Here is a 17,408-nt window from a genome sequence, read left to right as displayed (position 1 = left end):
CCGAGCCGCCTGACGGAATCGAACCGTCGACCTACGCATTACGAGTGCGTCGCTCTGCCGACTGAGCTAAGGCGGCAACGATCGTCAAGTGTACGGCACACCCCGGCCTCCGGCCGAACCGGATCCCGGGGACGGGGATCCGGGCATCGAGGAAGGTTTGGTACGTTCGCGGGACACCGCTCGCACTCGGCCCGGACTACCCTGCCCGAGGTGAGCGATGATCACGTACCCGAGGAGCCCGCACCGATCCCCGAGGCGCACCCGGGCGAGCGGGCGGTCCGCCGGCCACTCAGCACCGATCCGCTGGAGCTGGGCTTCACCCCCCGCAAGCCGGTCCCGTGGCTCGCGCCGTTCCTGCTGATCAGCACCGGCATCCGTACGCTGCTGGCGATGCTGTTCGGGGCGTACCTGGACAAGCGGGAGCTGCAGGGCGCGCTGGACTCGAAGATCGGGAAGCAGGTCGGGCCGGACGGCGGGCTCTGGCTGGACTACGTCGCCGACCTGGGTGACGGCTTCGACGCCACGTACTCGATCGCCTACCTGGTCGCCCAGCCCGAACTGGAGGTGGACGGGCACCGGCTGCCCCGGGCGCAGACCCTGGTGATGGGGGGCGACCAGGTCTACCCGTCGGCGGCCTACGAGGCGTACGAGGATCGGTGCAAGGGGCCGTACCAGGCCGCGCTTCCGGTGGCGCCGCCCGAGCGGCCGACGCTCTTCGCGGTCCCCGGCAACCACGACTGGTACGACGGCCTCACCGCCTTCCTGCGGCTCTTCGTCCGCTCCCGGGACCGGCACTTCGCCGGCTGGAACACCGGCCAGTCCCGCTCGTACTTCGCCATCGAGCTGCCCGCCGGCTGGTGGCTGCTCGGCCTCGACGACCAGTCCGGGTCGTACCTGGACGACCCGCAGCTCGCCTACTTCGACGCGGTGGCCCGCAAGCTCACCCCGCAGTCCCGGATCATCCTCGCGGTGGCGGCGCCGACGTGGGTCAAGGCCGTCGACCACCCCACGGCGTACGACTCGATCGACTATTTCATCCGTACGATCATCGCCCCCACCGGGGCGCAGGTGCGGCTGCTGATCTCCGGCGACCTGCACCACTACGCCCGCTACACCGGCCCGGACCGGCAGCTGATCACCTGCGGGGGCGGCGGCGCCTATCTCTACCCGACGCACAAGCTCCCGGAGCGGCTCGAGGTGCCCCCGCGGGACACCCTCGCCCGCCGGGCCAGCCGCAGCCGCCCGTACGACCTGGCGGCCCGCTACCCGGACAAGGCCCGCTCCCGGCGCTACGGCTGGGGTATCTTCGCCCGGCTGCCGTTCCGCAACCCCGGCTTCACGACCCTGCTGGGCACACTGCACACGCTGCTGATGCTCGCCATGGCGGGGGTGGCGGCGAACCGGGTGGGGACCACCGAGCAGCGGCTGCTCAGCGTGCCGCTGGTGATCATGCTGGTCGTGACGCTGCTGGGCGCGGCGTTCTTCGCCAAGCCGCCGAGCGCCGGCGGGAAACGGCACTCCCGGCACTGGATCCTCGGGGTCGGTCACGGGCTGTCGCACGTCGCCCTGGCCGCCGCCGGCACCTGGGCCTGGCTGGGGCTGCCCTTCTACGACTGGCCGTGGCCGCTGCCGGTGGCCGCCGCGGCGGTGCTCTACGGGCCGGTGATCGGCCTGGTGTCCAGCCAGGTGGTGGCGGCGTACCTGCTGATCGCCGGGGCGTTCGGGGTGAACGTCAACGAGCTCTTCGCCGGCCAGGGCATCGAGGACTCGAAGGCCTTCCTCCGCCTCCGCATCGACCCCGACGGCACCCTCACGATCTACCCGATCGCGCTGGACCGGGTCTCCCACGCCTGGCAGCTCAACCCCGACCAGTCCCCCACCACCTCCTGGCTCACCCCCAAGCGGCCTCTCACTCCCCGCCTCGCCGAACCCCCCATCACCCTCACCTGACCCGACCGCCTCCCGCCCGCGGGGCGGGGCGTGATGCGGGCGGGGGAGTCAGGGGGTGTAGTGCTGGTCGTGGGCCTGGCGGGGGGCGCAGACGGAGGCTCGGCTGCAGGAGCAGCGGGAGCCGTCGGCGTCCAGGCGGATCGTGACCGAGTCGCGGGGGACGCTGTGGCCCACCACCCTCCCGTCGCCCTCCGGCGTGGAGACGCGGGCGCCGATCGCCGGGGCGGACTCCTGGAACCTTTGGTAGAGCGGGTGCTCGTACTTGAGGCAGCACATCAGCCGCCCGCATGCGCCGGAGATGCGTAGCGGGTTGAGCGGCAGGTCCTGGTCCTTGGCCATCCGGATGGTGACCGGTTCGAAGTCGTTGAGGAAGGTGGCGCAGCACAGGTCGCGGCCGCAGGAGCCGATCCCACCCTGCACCCGCGCCGAGTCGCGGGCGGAGAGCTGCCGCAGCTCGACGCGGCAGTGCAGGGTGGCCCCGAGGTCGCGGACCAGCGACCGGAAGTCCACCCGGTGCGGCGCGGTGAAGTAGATGGTGGTCCGGTCACTGCCGGCCTCCGGGACGCCGAGCACGTGGTCGACGGCCACCACCTTCATCGGCAGGCCGTGCTCGCGGATCAGCCGCTTGGCGGCGACCTTGGCCTCGGCCTTGCGCCGGCGCAGCAGCTCGTCGCGGCGCAGGTCCTCCTCCTGGGCCAGCCCGGCCAGCTTGGGAAAGCCGTCGGTGTCCTCGGAGACCCACTGCGCGGCCCAGACGCACTCGGCCACCTCGGGTCCGTCGCCAGTCGGCACCAGCACCCGGTCGCCCACCTGCGGGCGCAGCTCGCCCGGGTCCAGGTAGTAGAGGCGCCCGTACCGGTTGAAGCTGACCGCGCAGAGCATGCCCATGCCCTTCACCCTACGACGCGACGCGGTTCCCGGCCCGGCCGGGCGTTGCCGGATCGTCACCCGGCGCAGCGATTCACGATCGTCGAATCGTCCGACCCGCCCCCACCCGTCGTGTCGTTGATCCTCGCCCATACGGCTGAATCGTCGCCGGCACGGAGGACATTCGCCCTCCGGGGGCGTTGAGTGGAGGCAGACCTGCGGGGGGTGCAGGGGATGGCTACGGCGTCGCCGCCCGGTCGGCTCCCACCGACCGCGGAGCGGCGACGCCGTGGCACACCCGGCGCCGTCGAGCCCTGAAGCCCCCGGGTGCCAGGCCCGGACTGAGCAGGTCAGCCGATGCGGAGCGAGGCGTCCTGGTGGGACCCGCCGCCCGTCCGCTCCCGCCACGTCGACTCGGCCAAGCCCGGCGACCAGTGCCGCAGCAGCGTCTCCGCGCCGTCGTACGCCACCCCGAGCACCCCCAGCACCCGTACCGCGATCTCGGCCGCCGCGAGCACCCCGGCCGAACCGGTCTCGCCTCCCCGCGGGGCGGCGGCGAGCACGGTCACCGCCTCGGCGGAGCGCAGCACCTCGGCCAGCGCCCGCGCCAGGGCGAGTCGGCTCCCCGCCACCCAGTCGGCCAGCGCGTCGGCGTAGCCGGCCGTCGACTCCAGCCGCCCGACCAGGCTCTCCGGCCCCTCGTCGAGGTGGCGCAGCAGGGCCGCGCGGGCCTCGTCGTACGCCGAGGCGGCCGGCCCGGACCAGGCGACCGGAGCGGCCAGCGTGGCGCAGGCGTCGTCGTACCGCCGGACGAGCCGGCGCACCGCGTGGCCGGCGGTGGCCAGCGGCGCCGGGTGCAGGTCGAGGAACTCGCGCACCGCGTCGCCGGGGAGAACCTGCATGCGGCGCAGCAGCGGCCAGATCCGGTGCCCCTCCGGGACGCCGGCGGCGAGCAGCGTGTCGACCCGGACGAGCAGGTCGAGGCCGGGCTCGGCCAGGCGGTCCAAGGCGTCCATCAGGCCTCCCGGGCCAGCCGTCGCCGGGCGGCGTCGTCGGTGCTCGCGTAGCGGTCGGCGGCGCCGCGCAGGGCGGCCGCGGCGGCGGCCAGCCGGGCCGCGGCGGCGCCGGCCTCCCGGGCCCGGTCACCGGTGGCGGTGGTCCACTGCCGATGCAGGGCCCGGCCGATCTCGCCGGGTCGGCCCGTCGCGTGGGCGCCGAAGGCGGGGTGGGCCGGGTCGCCGGCGGTCACCGTGTGGGCGAGGGTGGCCAGTGTGGCGCTCGCCTCGTCGAGCCGGGCGGCCAGGGCGCGGAGCGGGTCCATGTCACGCCCCCGCCAGCGGCCGGTACGCCGCGAACGTCTCGTTGTGCAGCTTCTCCCGGGCCCACTGCGCCGCGTCGGCCGCGGCGGTCACCGCGGCCTGCACGGAACCGGCGACGTCCCGGGGGTTGCGGGTGTGCAGCGGGCCGAGGAACCGGACGTCGGTGATCCGCCCACCCGCGGTCACCACCACCTCCACCAGCCCGTCGGGCGAGCGGACGGTGACCTCGACCGTCGCCACCGCCCGATCGAACTCGGCCTGCAGCGACTCGATGCGGCGGTAGCGCCGCACCGCCTCCTCGATCCAGGCCTCGTCGATCTCCCCGTGCGGCATCGGCGGACTCCTCCCGGCAGACCCCTCACTGAGCGTGCCGCCACCGTCACCGCGGCACACCGGACCGTACCGCACACCAATCGCGCGTGTCGATGCCCTGTGGACAGCGGCCAACCGCCCGCGGAGTCAGCCCTTCCAGAGGGCGAGCATCATCGCCTCCACCGCGATCCGCGGCTTGACGTTCGCCTCGATCGCCGTCCGGCACTCCAGCACGGCCTCCAGCCGGCGCAGCGCCCCCTCGGCATCCCACTTCTGCGCGCCCGCCTCGGCGAGCGCGGCGGTGTCGGTGTGCACCGGCGCGACCGGCGCCCGCAGCGCCATGGTGAGCGCGTCCCGGTAGAAGCCGGCCAGGTCGACCAGGGCCCGATCCAGGGCGTCCCGCTGGGCCCGGGTGGCCCGCGACTTCTGCCGCTTCTCCAGGTCCTTGAGCTGACCGGCGGCCCCGCGCATCACCCCGGCCGCGCCCCGGCCGGTGCCACCCGCGCCGAGCGCGGTCTGCAACGCCGCCCGCTCGGCCGCGTCGACCTCCGCCACCGACGCCTCGGCCTCCGCCTCGGCCGCCTCGATCAGCGCGGCGGCGGCGTCGAACGCCGCGCCCACCCCGGTCAGCCGGCGGGGCACCGCGAGCACCGCGTCGCGGCGCTGCCGGGCCTCCGGGTCGCGGGCCAGCCGCCGGGCCCGGCCCACGTGCCCCTGCGCGGCCGCCGCGGCCCATTCCGCCACGTCGGGCGCGATCCCGTCCCGGCGGACCAGCACCTCGGCCACCGCGGCGGCCGGCGGCTGCCGCAGCGGTACGACCCGACAGCGCGACCGGATGGTGACCGAGATGTCGTCCGGGTGGGTGGAGGGGGCGCAGAGCAGGAAGACGGTCCGCGGCGGCGGTTCCTCGACCGCCTTGAGCAGCGCGTTGCCGGCCGCCTCGGTGAGCCGGTCGGCGTCCTCGATGATGACGATCTGCCACCGCCCGCCGGACGGGGTGCTGGCCGCCCGGAGCACCAGGGCGCGCATCTCGTTGACGCCGATGGAGAGCCCCTCCGGCACCACCAGCCGCACGTCGGCGTGGGTGCCGGCCATGGTGGTGTGGCAGCCCGGGCACTGCCCGCAGCCGGTGCCGTGCACGCACTGGAGCGCGGCGGCGAAGGCGCGCGCCGCCACGGACCGGCCGGAGCCGGGCGGCCCGGTGAAGATCCAGGCATGGGTCATCCCCGCCCCGGGGTCCACCCCGGCCCCGGCCGCAACCTCGCCGCCGACCGGGCGCTCGGCCTCGGCCTCGGCCTCCGCCGCGAACGCGTCCAGCTCGTCGTCGTCGCCGGTGGCGGGTCGGCCGGTGCCGGCCGGGATCGCGGCGGCCGAAGCGCGCAGCAGGGCGGCGGCCGAGGCGGCGGCGCGACGCAGCGTCGCGACCGCCTCGTCCTGCCCGACCAGATCGGCGAAGACGTCCGGCATCAGGTGCGGTGCTCCATGGTCACCAGCTCCTCGTCGGATAACTCCGGCTGGACCGTGGTGTCCGGCCCGTGGGCCGGGCGGGGGTGCACGATGCCGGCCGGGTCGGTCAGCAGCTCCTCCACCCGGTGAGCGACCGCCTCGGCGATCTGCTCGGGCGGGCGGGACGCGTCGAGCACCAGGTAGCGCTTCGGGTCGGCGGCGGCGAGGTCGAGGAAGGCGTACCGGACCCGCTCGTGGAAGGCGATCGACTCGGCCTCCAGCCGGTCGGCGCCGTGGCTGCGGGACTCGACCCGGGACAGGCCGGTGTGCGGGTCGACATCGAGGAGCACCACCAGGTCGGGCTTGAGCCCCCCGGTGGCCCACGAGGAGAGCCAGGAGACCTCCTGCACCGGCAGCGTACGACCGGCGCCCTGGTACGCCAGGGACGAGTCGACGTACCGGTCGCTGATCACCACCGCGCCCCGGGCCAGCGCCGGCCGGACCACGGTGGCCACGTGATGCGCCCGGTCGGCGGCGTACAGCAGCGCCTCGGCACGGGGGGACGGCGCCTCCACGCCCTCGGTCTCCAGCACCAGCGAACGGATCCGCTCGCCGACGGCGGTGGCGCCCGGCTCCCGGGTCACCACCACGTCCCGGCCCTGCTCGCCCAGCCGCTCGGCGAGCGCCGCGAGCTGGGTGGACTTGCCGGCGCCCTCGCCTCCCTCGAAGACCACGAAGAGACCGCTGGAGACGAACGGCTCGGCCGGCGTCAGCGGACGACCCCGGATCGAGCCCCAGAGGTCGGCGAGGACCGGCACGCCCTTCTTGTCGTCCATCTGACCGAACGCGCTGATCCCGGCGAAGATGCCGGCGGCGCCGGCGGCGAGCAGCAGCAGCCGGGTCGAGGAGACCGAGATGCCGAGGTCGGCGATGGTCAGCTTGCGCGAGCCGCCGACGCCGACCAGGAGACTGCTCAGCGCGATGGCCAGGATCAGCACGAGCCGGGTGCCGATCTGCACCACCGCGAAGACCCGGCCGCGCACCTCGTCGGCGACCTCGCCGCCGAGCAGCGTGGTGCCGGCGAGGAAGGCCATCCCGGCGCCCGCGCCGACCAGGATCGCGCCGAGCATCGCCATGGACAGGTGGATGGCGAAGGCGAGCACCAGCACCGAGGCGCTGGCCAGCACGATGCTCATGCCGAACCAGCGGCGCCGGGACATCTCCCGCACGATCATCGGGCCGAGCCCGATCCCGATCGCCAGACCGATGAAGATGGCGCCGAAGAGCAGGTAGAACGCGGCGTCACCGGCGCCCAGCGAGGCGGCGAAGAACTTGGCCGTGCCGATGACGATGCCGCCGCCGGCGAACGCGCCGAAGATGCCGAGCACCAGGCCGCGGACCAGTGGGGTCTGCCTGATGAACTTCCAGCCCTCGGTGAACTCGCGCAGCATGGTCTGCTCGGCGCGCTCCCGCTCCCCCTTGTGCGCCCGGCTGATCTCCTTGATGCCGAACGCCACCACCAGCGCGGTGGCCAGCCGGGAGGCGGAGTTGAACCAGAGCGCGAGCTGGGCCGGCTCGGCCCACGAGGGCACCTCGCCGTCGGTCAGCCCGCGGACAGTGCGGTCGAGCACGGAGAGGCTGATCGCGGCGAGCACCGGGGTGAGGCCGTACGTGGTGATGAGGGTGAGCTGGTTGGCGGTCTCGAGCCGAGCGCGCGGGATCAGGTTCGGGACCGCGGCCTCCTTGGCCGGGATCCAGAGCAGGGTGATCGTCTCGATCAGGAAGGTGGCGACGGCGGCCCAGCTGACCACCAGCCCGCCGCTGGCCCCGGTCAGCGCGAGCAGCGGGATGGAGGCGAAGAGCAGGAAGCGCAGCAGGTCGCAGATGACCATCGTCCAGCGCCGGTCGAACCGGTCGGCGAAGACGCCGGCCAGTGGGCCGAGCACCAACGCCGGCAGCAGCCGGACCGCGATCAGGCTGCCGAAGGCGGCACCCTTGGCGGTGCTTCCCTGCACCTGCGCCGCCGCGAAGACCGAGGTGGCGAGCAGGCCCAGCCAGTCGCCGAAGGACGCCGCGCCGAGCACGATCCAGAGCCGGCGGAACGGCCGGATGCGCAGCACGGAGCGGATCGCGGCGGCTCCAGACCGGTCGCCCTGGCTGGCGGCCGACGACACGCCGGACGACTCGCCGTTCTTCTGGCTTTCGATGGCCGTACCTCCACGTGCCGGCCCAGAGCTGGGCATCCCCGATGGAACACTCTAGTCCCGGCGGGGAGACACCCCGGCCGCGACATTCCCCTGCTCGCCGAGCCTAGGCCGCCAGCGCCACCGCCGGCAGCTCGGACAGACGCGAGGGTATTTCGCATTGGCGCCCAGACAGTTAGCGTGCAGACGTGGCCACCGAAAGTGACAGACTTCGCGACCGCCTGGATCGGGCGACCGTCCACCTGGACCCGCCCTACGCCGTGGTCGACCTCGCCGCCTTCGACGCCAACGCGGCCACGCTGGTCCGCCGGGCGGCCGGCAAGCCGCTCCGGCTGGCCAGCAAGTCGGTCCGCTGCCGGGACCTGCTGACCCGCACGCTCGACCGGCCGGGCTGGCGGGGCGTGATGGCGTTCACCCTGCCCGAGGCGATCTGGCTGGCCCGCACCGGCGGCTGTGCCGACGTGCTGGTGGCGTACCCCACGGCCGACCGGGGCGCGCTGGCCGAGCTCGCCGCCGATCCGGTGCTCGCGGGCGCCGTGACGCTCATGGTGGACGGCACCGAGCAGCTCGACCTGATCGACGACGTGTGCGCCCCCGGACGCCGCCCGGAGCTGCGCGTCTGCCTCGACCTGGACGCCTCCTGGCGGCCCCTGCGCGGGCGGGTGCACGTCGGTGTGCGCCGCTCCCCGGTGCACAGCGCCCAGGCGGCCGGCGCCCTCGCCGCCGCCATCGCCGGCCGGCCGGGCTTCCGGTTGGTCGGCCTGATGGCGTACGAGGCGCAGATCGCCGGCCTGGGCGACGCGCCGCCCGGGCAGGCGGTGCTGGGCACGGCGATCCGGCTGGCCCAGCGCGGGTCGTACCGGGAGCTGCTGGCCCGGCGCGGCGCGGCGGTGGCCGCGGTACGCGAACACGCCGACCTGGAGTTCGTCAACGGCGGCGGCACCGGCAGCGTGGCCGCGACCAGCGCAGATCCCGCGGTCACCGAGGTCACCGCGGGATCCGGCCTGTACGGGCCCACGCTCTTCGACGCGTACCGTGCCTGGCGCCCCACCCCGGCGGCGTTCTTCGCCTGTGCGGTGGTCCGCCGGCCGGCGCCCGGGCTGGCGACCGTGCTCGGCGGCGGCTGGATCGCCTCCGGCCCGGCGGCCGACGGCCGGCTCCCCCGCCCGTGGCTGCCGACCGGGTTGAAGCTGCTCGGCACCGAGGGCGCGGGCGAGGTGCAGACCCCACTCGCCGGCGCGGCGGCTGCCACCCTCCGGGTCGGCGACCGGGTCTGGTTCCGGCACGCCAAGGCCGGCGAACTCTGCGAGCACGTCAACGAGTTGCACCTGGTCGACGGGGACGCCGTCGTGGCGACCGTGCCCACCTATCGGGGCGAGGGCCGCGCGTTCCTCTGACGCGTGCCGCCCGGTCGCACCCCCCGGGCGGCCTGGCTGGTCAGCTCGGCTGCCCCGCCTCGGCCCGGGCGTCGACCTGCCGGTGCAGGTACTCCCGGATCAGCGCCTTCGCCTCGGCCAGCACCCGCTCGTCGCCCTCGGGCTGCCGCCGGAAGGCGAGCTTGATGAGCGCGTCGGCGGCCTCGACCGCGATCTCCAGGCAGAACCGCAGGCGCGGCTCGTCGGCCATGCCGAACCGTTCGGTCAGCACCCGGGCCAACTGGTCGGCGATCACGCCGTTGTTGTCCCGCTGCTCGTCGAGCAGGTGCAGGTCGACCACGTCGCCGAAGTGCAGGGTGCGGAACCCCGGGACGGTGCGGTGCATGGTGATGTACTCGTCGATGCCGGCGTCGACGCCGTCCCACCAGTGGGTCAGGTCGTCGGAGGCGAACCGCTCATTCAGCCGCTGGAGATACGACTCCATCGTGCGCAGGGTCAGCGCCTGCACGATCGCCCGCTTGTCCGGGAAGAACTGATATACGGACCCGATCGCCACCTCGGCGCGCTCGGCGAGCAGGGTCGTGGTCAATCCCTCGTACCCCACCTCGTCGACGAGCTCGGCACACGCGTCCAGCATGCGCTGGACCCGCGCGACGCTTCGACCCTGAACCGGCACCCGGCGCAGCGGTCCGGCTGTGGCGGCTGGTGTGGACACTCGGCGCCACCCCCCTTCGACCGATCAACATATCTGCAGGTCACTAAACCGTGACTACCGGTACTAACGAGCAGATCGTGAACTGGGTGTTTACCGTCCATAACGATCCTGATATGAAGGTGGCTCATATTCATCTTGAGGAGCGCCGATGGCCGGTACGGTAGTCACCTGGTCCAACTGGGCCGGCAACCAACGCGCTACCGCAACCGACTTGTCGCGTCCTCGGACGGTCGACGAGGTCAGCGAGGCGGTGCGCGCCGCGGCCGCGGCCGGCGGGCGGATCAGGGCGGTCGGCAGCGGTCATTCGTTCACCGACGCCGCGCTCACCGACGGGCACCGGATCGAACTGGCCGAACTGGACACCGGGGTCACCGTTGACGCCGCACGCCGGCTGGTCACCGTGCCCGCGGGGATGACCCTGCGCGCGCTCAACAACCTGCTCGCCGGGCACGGCCTGGCCCTGCCCAACCTCGGCGACATCGACGCGCAGACCGTCGCCGGCGCGATCTCCACCGGCACCCACGGCACCGGCGCGCGCCTCGGCTGCCTCTCCACCTTCGTCACCGCGCTGACCCTGGTCACCGGGACCGGCGAGGTGCTGCGCTGCTCCGCGGACGAGCACCGGGACGTCTTCGCCGCCGCCCGGGTGGGGATCGGCGCGGTCGGGGTGCTGGTCGAGGTCACACTGCGCTGCGTCGACGCCTTCGTGCTCCGCGCGCACGAGCGGCCGGCGCCGCTGGACCCGGTGCTGGCCGACCTGCCGGCACTGGTCGAGGGGCACGACCACGTCGAGTTCTACTGGTTCCCTTACACCACTCGGGTGCAGGTCAAGACGAACGACCGGGTGCCGGCCGACGACCGGCCGCTGCCCCGGTGGCGCGGCTGGCTGGACGACGACTTCCTGGCCAACACCGTTTTCGCCGGCGCCTGCCGGCTCGGCCGGGCCGCCCCGGCGCTGGCCCCGACCATCAGCGCGGTCTCCGCCCGGGCGCTCACCGAACGCACCTACACCGGCCGCTCCGACACCGTCTTCTGCACGCCGCGGCGGGTCCGTTTCGTGGAGATGGAGTACGCCCTGCCGCGCGCCGCCCTGCCGGAGGCGCTGGCCGCGCTGCGCCGCATCGTCGCGGGGCTGCCGTTCAAGGTGCTCTTCCCGGTCGAGGTGCGGTTCACCGCCGCCGACGACATCTGGCTCTCGCACGGGTACGGCCGCGACTCGGCGTACATCGCCATCCACCAGTACGTCGGCATGCCGTACGAGCCGTACTTCCGGGCCTTCGAGGAGGTGGCGACGGAGCTGGGCGGCCGCCCGCACTGGGGCAAGCTGCACTACCGCGACGCGGCCTCGCTGGCGCCCGCGTACCCGAGGTTCGGCGACTTCCTGGCGGTCCGCGACCGCCTCGACCCGCACCGGGTCTTCACCAACGCCTACCTCGACCGGGTCCTCGGCGGCGCTCAACCGCCCGGCGTCACCACCTGATCCGCACCGAGGGCCCGCACGTAGCCCAGGACCCGCTCGTACGCGGCCCGGTAGTCGCGCCGCGCGCCCGCTGCGGTGGCGGGGTCGGCCAGCGCCGCCGCCAGGTCGACCAGCCGGAGGTCCGGCGAGAGGTCGGTCCAGGTCGGCAGCGCCTCCATCCGGGTCACCGTCCAGTGGCCGGGCGCCACCTCGGTGAAGGTGGCCCGGGCCATCACCCCCTCGCGGTTGTCGTTGATCGGCTCGGCGTGCCGGGCCAGCTCGTTGCCCATCCCGAAGACCACCCACTTGTCCCCGAAGCGCTGGAACGGCTGCACCGCGTGGGCGTGGTGCCCCAGGATGAGGTCCACGTCGGGCGAGGAGATCAACTGCCGTGCCCAGGCCTGCTGGTCGGCGTCGGGCAGGTGCCGATACTCCGTACCCCAGTGCATGCTCAGCACGACGATGTCGGCGCCGGCGGCCCGCGCCCGGTGGGCGGCGGCGAGGATCTCGGGCGGGTCGATGAGGTTGGCCAGCCACGCCTGGCCGGGCGGACGGCTCAGCCCGTTGAAGTTCAGGCTGTACGCCAGGTGGGCGACGCGGACCCCAGCGACCTGATAGATCCGGGGGGTGCCCGCCTCGGCGGCGCTCCGGGCGCTGCCGGTGTGGCCGAGCCCGGCCGCGTCGAGCGCCCGGATGGTCCGGACCACCCCGTCGGCGCCCTGGTCGAGGGTGTGGTTGGAGGCGGTCGAGCAGCCGTCGAAGCCGGCGGACCGCACCCCGGCGAGCACCTGCGGGGGCGCGTTGAACGACGGATAGCCGGCGAACGGCCCGGCCGGGTCGGCCAGCGGCGTCTCCAGATGACACAGCGCCAGGTCGGCACGGCTGACGGCCGGGGCGACCCCGGCGAACATCGGAGCGAAGTCCAGGCCTCCCGGCCGGCCGGACCGGACGGCGTCCCGGCGGGCCTGCGCGGTGACCTCCGGATGGACCAGGACGTCACCCGCCGCGACCAGCCGCAGGACTCGCCGGCCGGCCGGATCCCGACCGGGCGCGGGGGGTGACCCGGGGGCGAGAGTCTGCTGCTGGACCGGTGACGGGCCGGTCTCCGGCGGCGGCGCCGGGCCCAGCGCCTTCGCGCCGAGCGCGGCGAGGGCCAGCAGCACCAGGGTCGCGGCCGCGCCGAGCAGCACCCGGGGCCGGCGCCAGGCTGCGGATACGGACATGCCGTCACGGTAGGCGGGCAGCGCCCACCGACCGGGGGTTGAAACGCGCAGTTACCCCGTTAGGGGCGCGCTGCGGCACGTCCCGCCGCGGTCCGCGCGCACCGCGGCGGCCTGCGCCGCCGTCGACCCGTCACCGCCCGGCTCTGGATCCGCCCGGTCGGTCACTCCTCCGCGGCGCTGCCGGTGGCGGCCTTCCTCGGGGCCGCCTTCTTGGCCGCGGCCTTCTTCGCCGTGGTCGCCTTGGCGGTCGTCGTCTTCTTGGCCGCCGTTGACTTGGCGGCCGCCGCGGTCTTCTTCGCCGCCGCCTTCTTCGCCGGGGCGGCCTTCTTCGCCGCCGCCTTCTTCTTCGGGGCCGGACCCTTCGCCCGCTTCTCGGCGAGCATCTCCGAGGCCTCTTCCAGGCTCAACGCCTCCGGGGTCTGCCCCCGGCGCAGGGACGCGTTGGTCTCTCCGTCGGTGACGTACGGCCCGAACCGGCCGTCCTTGATCACCAGTGGCTTCTCGGTCAAGGGGTCGGCGCCCATCTCCCGCAGCGGAGGCGCGGCGGCCCGCCGCTGCCGGGTCTTCGGGGCGGCCAGCAGGGCCAGCGCCTCGTCCAGCGTGACGGTGAACATCTTCTCTTCCGAGTCCAGCGAGCGGAACTCGTCACCACGCTTGACGTACGGGCCGTAGCGGCCGTTGTTGGCGAAGACCTCGTTGCCCTCGGGGTCGGTGCCGATCAGCCGGGGCAGGCTGAGCAGCTTCAACGCCTCCTCGAAGGTGAGCGAGTCGGGCGACTGCGAGCGCAGCAGCGAGGACTTCCGCTCCCCGCTGGCCACGTACGGGCCGAACCGGCCGGACTTGAGCACGATCGGCTCGCCGGTCGCCGGGTCGTCGCCGAGCTTGCGCTCGCCCCCGCCACCGAGGAACAGCTCGTGCACCTTCTCCGGGGTCAGCTCGTCGGGCGCCAGCCCCTCGGGGATCGGCGCCCGGTCGCCCGGGGCGCCGCCCTCCTCGCCCTCGGCCTTCGGGGCCGGCTGCTCGCCCGGCACGGTCCGCTGAAGATACGGCCCGAACCGGCCGACCCGGACGACGACCTCGCGCCCCTCGTCGTCGGTGAAGAGCGGGATCGAGTTGACGCTGCGGGCGTCGATCTCGCTGAGGTTCTCGGTGACCAGCTTCTTCAGCCCCCCGGAGCGGGCGATGGTCCGGTCGCCGGCGCCGTTGGCGCTGCCGAAGTAGAACGAGGTGAGGAAGTCGGTCGCCGCGTGCTCACCGCCGGCGATCTCGTCCAGTTCGTTCTCCATGCTGGCGGTGAAGTCGTAGTCGATCAGGCGCGGGTAGTGCCGCTCCATCAGCCCGATCACCGCGAACGCCAGGAACGACGGGATCATCGCCTGGCCGCGCTTGAAGACGTACCCGCGGTCCTGGATGGTCTGCATGATCGACGCGTACGTCGAGGGGCGGCCGATGCCCAGCTCCTCCAGGGCCTTGACCAGCGACGCCTCGGTGTAGCGGGACGGGGGCTGGGTGTGGTGGCCCTGCGCGGCCAGCTCCTCGGCGGTCAGCGGCTGGTCCTTGACCAGCGTGGGCAGCCGGCGCTCGGCATCCTCGGCCTCGGCGTTCTCGTCGTCGCTCGACTCGACGTACGCCCGCAGGAAGCCCGGGTCGGTGATGGTCTTACCGGTCGCGCCGAAGTCGGCCTCCTCCTGCGCGGAGGAGACCGCGCGGATGCGGACCGAGACGCTGGAGCCGACCGCGTCGGTCATCTGCGAGGCGATGGTCCGCCGCCAGATCAGCTCGTAGAGCTTGAACTCCTCGGCCGACAGCTCCTTGGCCACCTCGCCCGGGGTGCGGAAGTTGTCCCCCGCCGGACGGATCGCCTCGTGCGCCTCCTGCGCGTTCTTCACCTTGCCGGTGTAGCGGCGCGGCTCCGGCGGCACACAGCGCTCGCCGTACAGCTCGATGATCTGCCGACGGGCCGCCGCGATGGCGGTCTCCGACAGGTTCACCGAGTCGGTACGCATGTAGGTGATGTAGCCGCTCTCGTAGAGGCGCTGCGCGGTGCGCATCGTCTGCTGGGACGAGAACCGCAGCTTGCGGGCCGCCTCCTGCTGGAGCGTGGAGGTGATGAACGGCGCGTACGGGCGACGGCGGTAGGGCTTCTCCTCGACCCGGGTGACGGTGAAGGGTCGCCCCTCCAGCCGGGCGGCGAGCCCGCGCGCCCCGCCCTCGTCGAGGTGCACCACGCCGGCGCCGGCCTTCACCCGACCCGTGGTCGGCTCGAAGTCCTTGCCGGTGGCGATCCGGTCGCCGTTCACCGCGACCAGCGTCGCGTTGAAGTTGCGCGGCCCCTCGCCGCGGTTGGCCACCGCCAGCGTGGCCAGGATGTCCCAGTACTCGGCGGTGCGGAAGGCCATCCGCTGCCGCTCCCGCTCGACCACGATCCGGGTCGCCACGGACTGCACCCGACCCGCCGACAGCCCGCTGCGGACCTTGCGCCACAGCACCGGGGAGACCTCGTAGCCGTAGAGCCGGTCCAGGATGCGCCGGGCCTCCTGGGCGTCCACCAGGTCCTGGTCGATCTCCCGGGGGTTGGCGACCGCCGCCTGGATCGCCGGCTTGGTGATCTCGTGGAAGACCATCCGCCGGACCGGCACCTTGGGCTTGAGCGTCTCCACCAGGTGCCAGGCGATCGCCTCGCCCTCGCGGTCCTCGTCGGTGGCGAGGAAGATCTCGTCCACCTCCTTGGCCAGCGACTTCAGCTTGGTGATCTGCTTCTTCCGGTCGGGGCTGACCACGTAGAGCGGGGCGAAGCCGTGGTCGACGTCCACGCCGAGCCGGGCCCACGGCTTGTCCTCATATCCCTGGGGCACCTCGGCCGCGTTGCGCGGGAGGTCCCGGACGTGGCCGAAGCTTGCCTCCACGACGTACCCCGGGCCGAGGTAGCCCGAGATCGTCTTGGCCTTCGCCGGTGACTCGACGATGACCAGACGGGTGGTTCCAGCATTGCTCGGCACGTCTCTCTCCGACCTCACTCCTGCTACATGCCCGTTTCAGGCCGCGTTGCACCCGCCGGACCCGCCGATCCGGATGTCCAACGTAACGCGCCGCCCGCGTTTCGGGTTTCGGGGGCGGCAAACCGATCAGTTGTGGCGACCACCGGCCGGCCCGCGCGGATCTCCCGCCGGACGGCGCCACCGTACACCGTGGGTAGGGCGCCGAGCGGGCCACTGTGACGATCGCAAACCCTCGGCCGAGGGGACACCCGGCCGTTTTCCCGCCCAAACCGCCGGACCGCGTGTCCAGGATCGGACAGCCGGCGGGGGTTGCCCCGGGGCCGTCGCGGGAGTGCCGGGCCAGTCGCGCGCGGGGCGCTCAGGCGGGGGTGCCGGGCCGGGTGCGCCGGGGCGCTCAGGCGGGGGTGCCGGGCCAGTCGGTGGCGGGCGCGGCGGGTGGCCGGTCACCCACCAGCTCGGCCAGCCGGGCCAGCCGCCGCCGGCCGATGATCCGGTACGCCGGCCCGCCCGCCTCCGGATCGAGGAGCGCCCCGGGCAGGCCGACCGCGGCCAACGCCGCCCTGACCTGCGCCCAGCAGGGCTGGTCCGTCGCGCCGAGCCGGAGCAGGAAGCCGGGTGGGTCGGCGGCCCCGGCGGCGGCGAGCCAGAGCCGCAGCCGGCGCCCGTTGAGGTGGAACGCGGGCGGCGGCCGCTTCGCCGTGCCGCGCAGCCAGGCCACCGCGAGCGGGGCCAGGGTGCTGGCGTACGCGGTGCGGACCAGATGCCGCCCGTCCTCGGTCGGCTCCCAGCTCGCCGCCACGCCCCGGGCGGCCAGCTCGGCCACCAGCACGTGCACCCGCCACGCCGCGTCCACCACCACCGACAGCCGGGCCGTGCCGCCCATCCGGACCACCTCTCCCGGCCCGGCCAGCAGGCCGGCAAGGTCCGCCAGGGACGGGTCGGCCGCCTCGGTGCCGAACAGCGAGAGCTGACGGACCGGGTCGGGGGAAGGGGGCGTCAGCGACACTCCGGGACCTCGTCGAAGGCCTGTTTGAGCTCTTCCGAGTTGAGCCTGCTGGTGTCCAGCGCGCTCGCGTCGTACTCCTTGTTGAGGGTGTCCACGGCGGCCCGGACCCCGTCGTAGAAGGCAGTGGCCTGACCGGTGTCCAGCCCGTCGATGGTGTCCCGGGCCTGCCCGTAGGCGTCTCGGACCTTGCTCAGCGAGGCCCGGAAGCCGGCGGAGATTTCCTCGCCGTGGTCGGTCTCCGGCACGCCGGCCTCCTCCACCTCGCGCCGGGCGGTCTCGCTGGCCTGCTCCGCGCCGGCGAAGAGCCGGACCAGGTTCTCCTTCGCCTGCGCAGGGGTGGTCTGCGCGGTCATCTGCTGCTGGGTGCTGCTGGTCAGCTTGTTGATCTCCGCCCGCCACGGGGCGAGCGCCTCGCAGACCGACGCGGCCCAGGCCCGGGGGCTGGGACCGCCGCAGCCGGCGACCACGAGGACCAGCGTGGCCAGGACCACCGTGAGCTTTCCGGCGGTTGCCGCCCGGCGCGTACGCATGC

Annotated in this window: 14 protein-coding genes and 1 tRNA gene; 3 read left to right on the top strand and 12 right to left on the bottom strand. The window is 73.9% G+C overall.

All coding sequences use genetic code 11. The annotated features are described in order from the left end of the window. Window positions 1-3: 3 nt before the first annotated feature. A tRNA-Thr gene (locus GA0070624_RS06415) sits at window positions 4-76 on the bottom strand. A 134-nt stretch (window positions 77-210) separates the two neighbouring features. On the opposite strand from GA0070624_RS06415, the gene GA0070624_RS06410 reads away from it, so the two are divergent. Further along, complete coding sequence (locus GA0070624_RS06410) at window positions 211-1,950, top strand: metallophosphoesterase family protein (protein WP_091337510.1); 1,740 nt, start codon at window positions 211-213, stop codon at window positions 1,948-1,950. A 48-nt stretch (window positions 1,951-1,998) separates the two neighbouring features. On the opposite strand, the gene GA0070624_RS06405 is transcribed toward GA0070624_RS06410, so the two are convergent. The 6 genes from GA0070624_RS06405 to tmk all read right to left on the bottom strand — a co-directional run bounded on the left by GA0070624_RS06405 (window position 1,999) and on the right by tmk (window position 8,137). Continuing rightward, window positions 1,999-2,838, bottom strand: coding sequence for a PSP1 domain-containing protein (locus tag GA0070624_RS06405; protein ID WP_091337509.1), 840 nt, complete (start codon window positions 2,836-2,838; stop codon window positions 1,999-2,001). A 329-nt stretch (window positions 2,839-3,167) separates the two neighbouring features. Then, a complete protein-coding gene (locus GA0070624_RS06400) occupies window positions 3,168-3,833 on the bottom strand; it encodes a hypothetical protein (RefSeq protein ID WP_091337507.1) in 666 nt (221 codons plus the stop codon). Continuing rightward, window positions 3,833-4,138: a type VII secretion target gene (locus tag GA0070624_RS06395; RefSeq protein ID WP_091337505.1), complete on the bottom strand. Its 306-nt coding sequence runs from the start codon at window positions 4,136-4,138 to the stop codon at window positions 3,833-3,835. The genes GA0070624_RS06400 and GA0070624_RS06395 overlap by 1 nt, the downstream gene beginning before the upstream one ends. Before the next feature lies 1 nt (window position 4,139). Then, window positions 4,140-4,469 (bottom strand): YbaB/EbfC family nucleoid-associated protein, encoded by a 330-nt coding sequence (locus GA0070624_RS06390; protein WP_091337503.1) that lies wholly within the window; start codon window positions 4,467-4,469, stop codon window positions 4,140-4,142. A gap of 126 nt (window positions 4,470-4,595) precedes the next feature. After that, window positions 4,596-5,915 carry a DNA polymerase III subunit delta' gene (locus GA0070624_RS06385; protein WP_091337501.1) on the bottom strand — a complete coding sequence of 440 codons (1,320 nt, stop codon included), beginning with the start codon at window positions 5,913-5,915 and terminating at the stop codon, window positions 4,596-4,598. Continuing rightward, a complete protein-coding gene (gene tmk, locus GA0070624_RS06380) occupies window positions 5,915-8,137 on the bottom strand; it encodes a dTMP kinase (protein ID WP_141714940.1) in 2,223 nt (740 codons plus the stop codon). Before tmk ends, GA0070624_RS06385 begins: the two co-directional genes overlap by 1 nt. A gap of 149 nt (window positions 8,138-8,286) precedes the next feature. Between tmk and GA0070624_RS06375 the strand changes: the two genes are divergently transcribed. Further along, window positions 8,287-9,495 (top strand): amino acid deaminase/aldolase, encoded by a 1,209-nt coding sequence (locus tag GA0070624_RS06375; protein WP_091337500.1) that lies wholly within the window; start codon window positions 8,287-8,289, stop codon window positions 9,493-9,495. A gap of 40 nt (window positions 9,496-9,535) precedes the next feature. Here GA0070624_RS06375 and GA0070624_RS06370 read toward each other — a convergent pair whose 3' ends face one another. Continuing rightward, entirely contained in the window at window positions 9,536-10,111 is a 576-nt protein-coding gene (locus GA0070624_RS06370) for a TetR/AcrR family transcriptional regulator (RefSeq protein WP_091337498.1), read from the bottom strand. Between the two features lie 226 nt (window positions 10,112-10,337). Here GA0070624_RS06370 and GA0070624_RS06365 point away from each other — a divergent pair, with 226 nt between their 5' ends. Then, window positions 10,338-11,669, top strand: coding sequence for a D-arabinono-1,4-lactone oxidase (locus GA0070624_RS06365; protein WP_091337495.1), 1,332 nt, complete (start codon window positions 10,338-10,340; stop codon window positions 11,667-11,669). Here GA0070624_RS06365 and GA0070624_RS06360 read toward each other — a convergent pair. The 4 genes from GA0070624_RS06360 to GA0070624_RS06345 all read right to left on the bottom strand — a co-directional run bounded on the left by GA0070624_RS06360 (window position 11,645) and on the right by GA0070624_RS06345 (window position 17,406). Next, window positions 11,645-12,871 (bottom strand): CapA family protein, encoded by a 1,227-nt coding sequence (locus tag GA0070624_RS06360; RefSeq protein ID WP_091337493.1) that lies wholly within the window; start codon window positions 12,869-12,871, stop codon window positions 11,645-11,647. The genes GA0070624_RS06365 and GA0070624_RS06360 overlap by 25 nt on opposite strands. A 161-nt stretch (window positions 12,872-13,032) precedes the next feature. Beyond that, window positions 13,033-15,870: a type I DNA topoisomerase gene (gene topA, locus GA0070624_RS06355; RefSeq protein ID WP_091337491.1), complete on the bottom strand. Its 2,838-nt coding sequence runs from the start codon at window positions 15,868-15,870 to the stop codon at window positions 13,033-13,035. 394 nt (window positions 15,871-16,264) lie between these two features. Continuing rightward, window positions 16,265-16,876 (bottom strand): hypothetical protein, encoded by a 612-nt coding sequence (locus GA0070624_RS06350; protein ID WP_091337489.1) that lies wholly within the window; start codon window positions 16,874-16,876, stop codon window positions 16,265-16,267. Further along, on the bottom strand, window positions 16,867-17,406 hold the full coding sequence (locus GA0070624_RS06345) for a hypothetical protein (protein WP_091337487.1): 540 nt from the start codon (window positions 17,404-17,406) through the stop codon (window positions 16,867-16,869). Before GA0070624_RS06345 ends, GA0070624_RS06350 begins: the two co-directional genes overlap by 10 nt. Window positions 17,407-17,408 lie beyond the last annotated feature (2 nt).

The sequence above is a fragment of the Micromonospora rhizosphaerae genome (assembly GCF_900091465.1).
GTDB classification, from domain to species: Bacteria; Actinomycetota; Actinomycetes; order Mycobacteriales; family Micromonosporaceae; genus Micromonospora; species Micromonospora rhizosphaerae.
The sequence above is the reverse complement of the archived record's forward strand: the minus strand, read 5'-3'. Positions and strand labels throughout refer to the sequence as shown.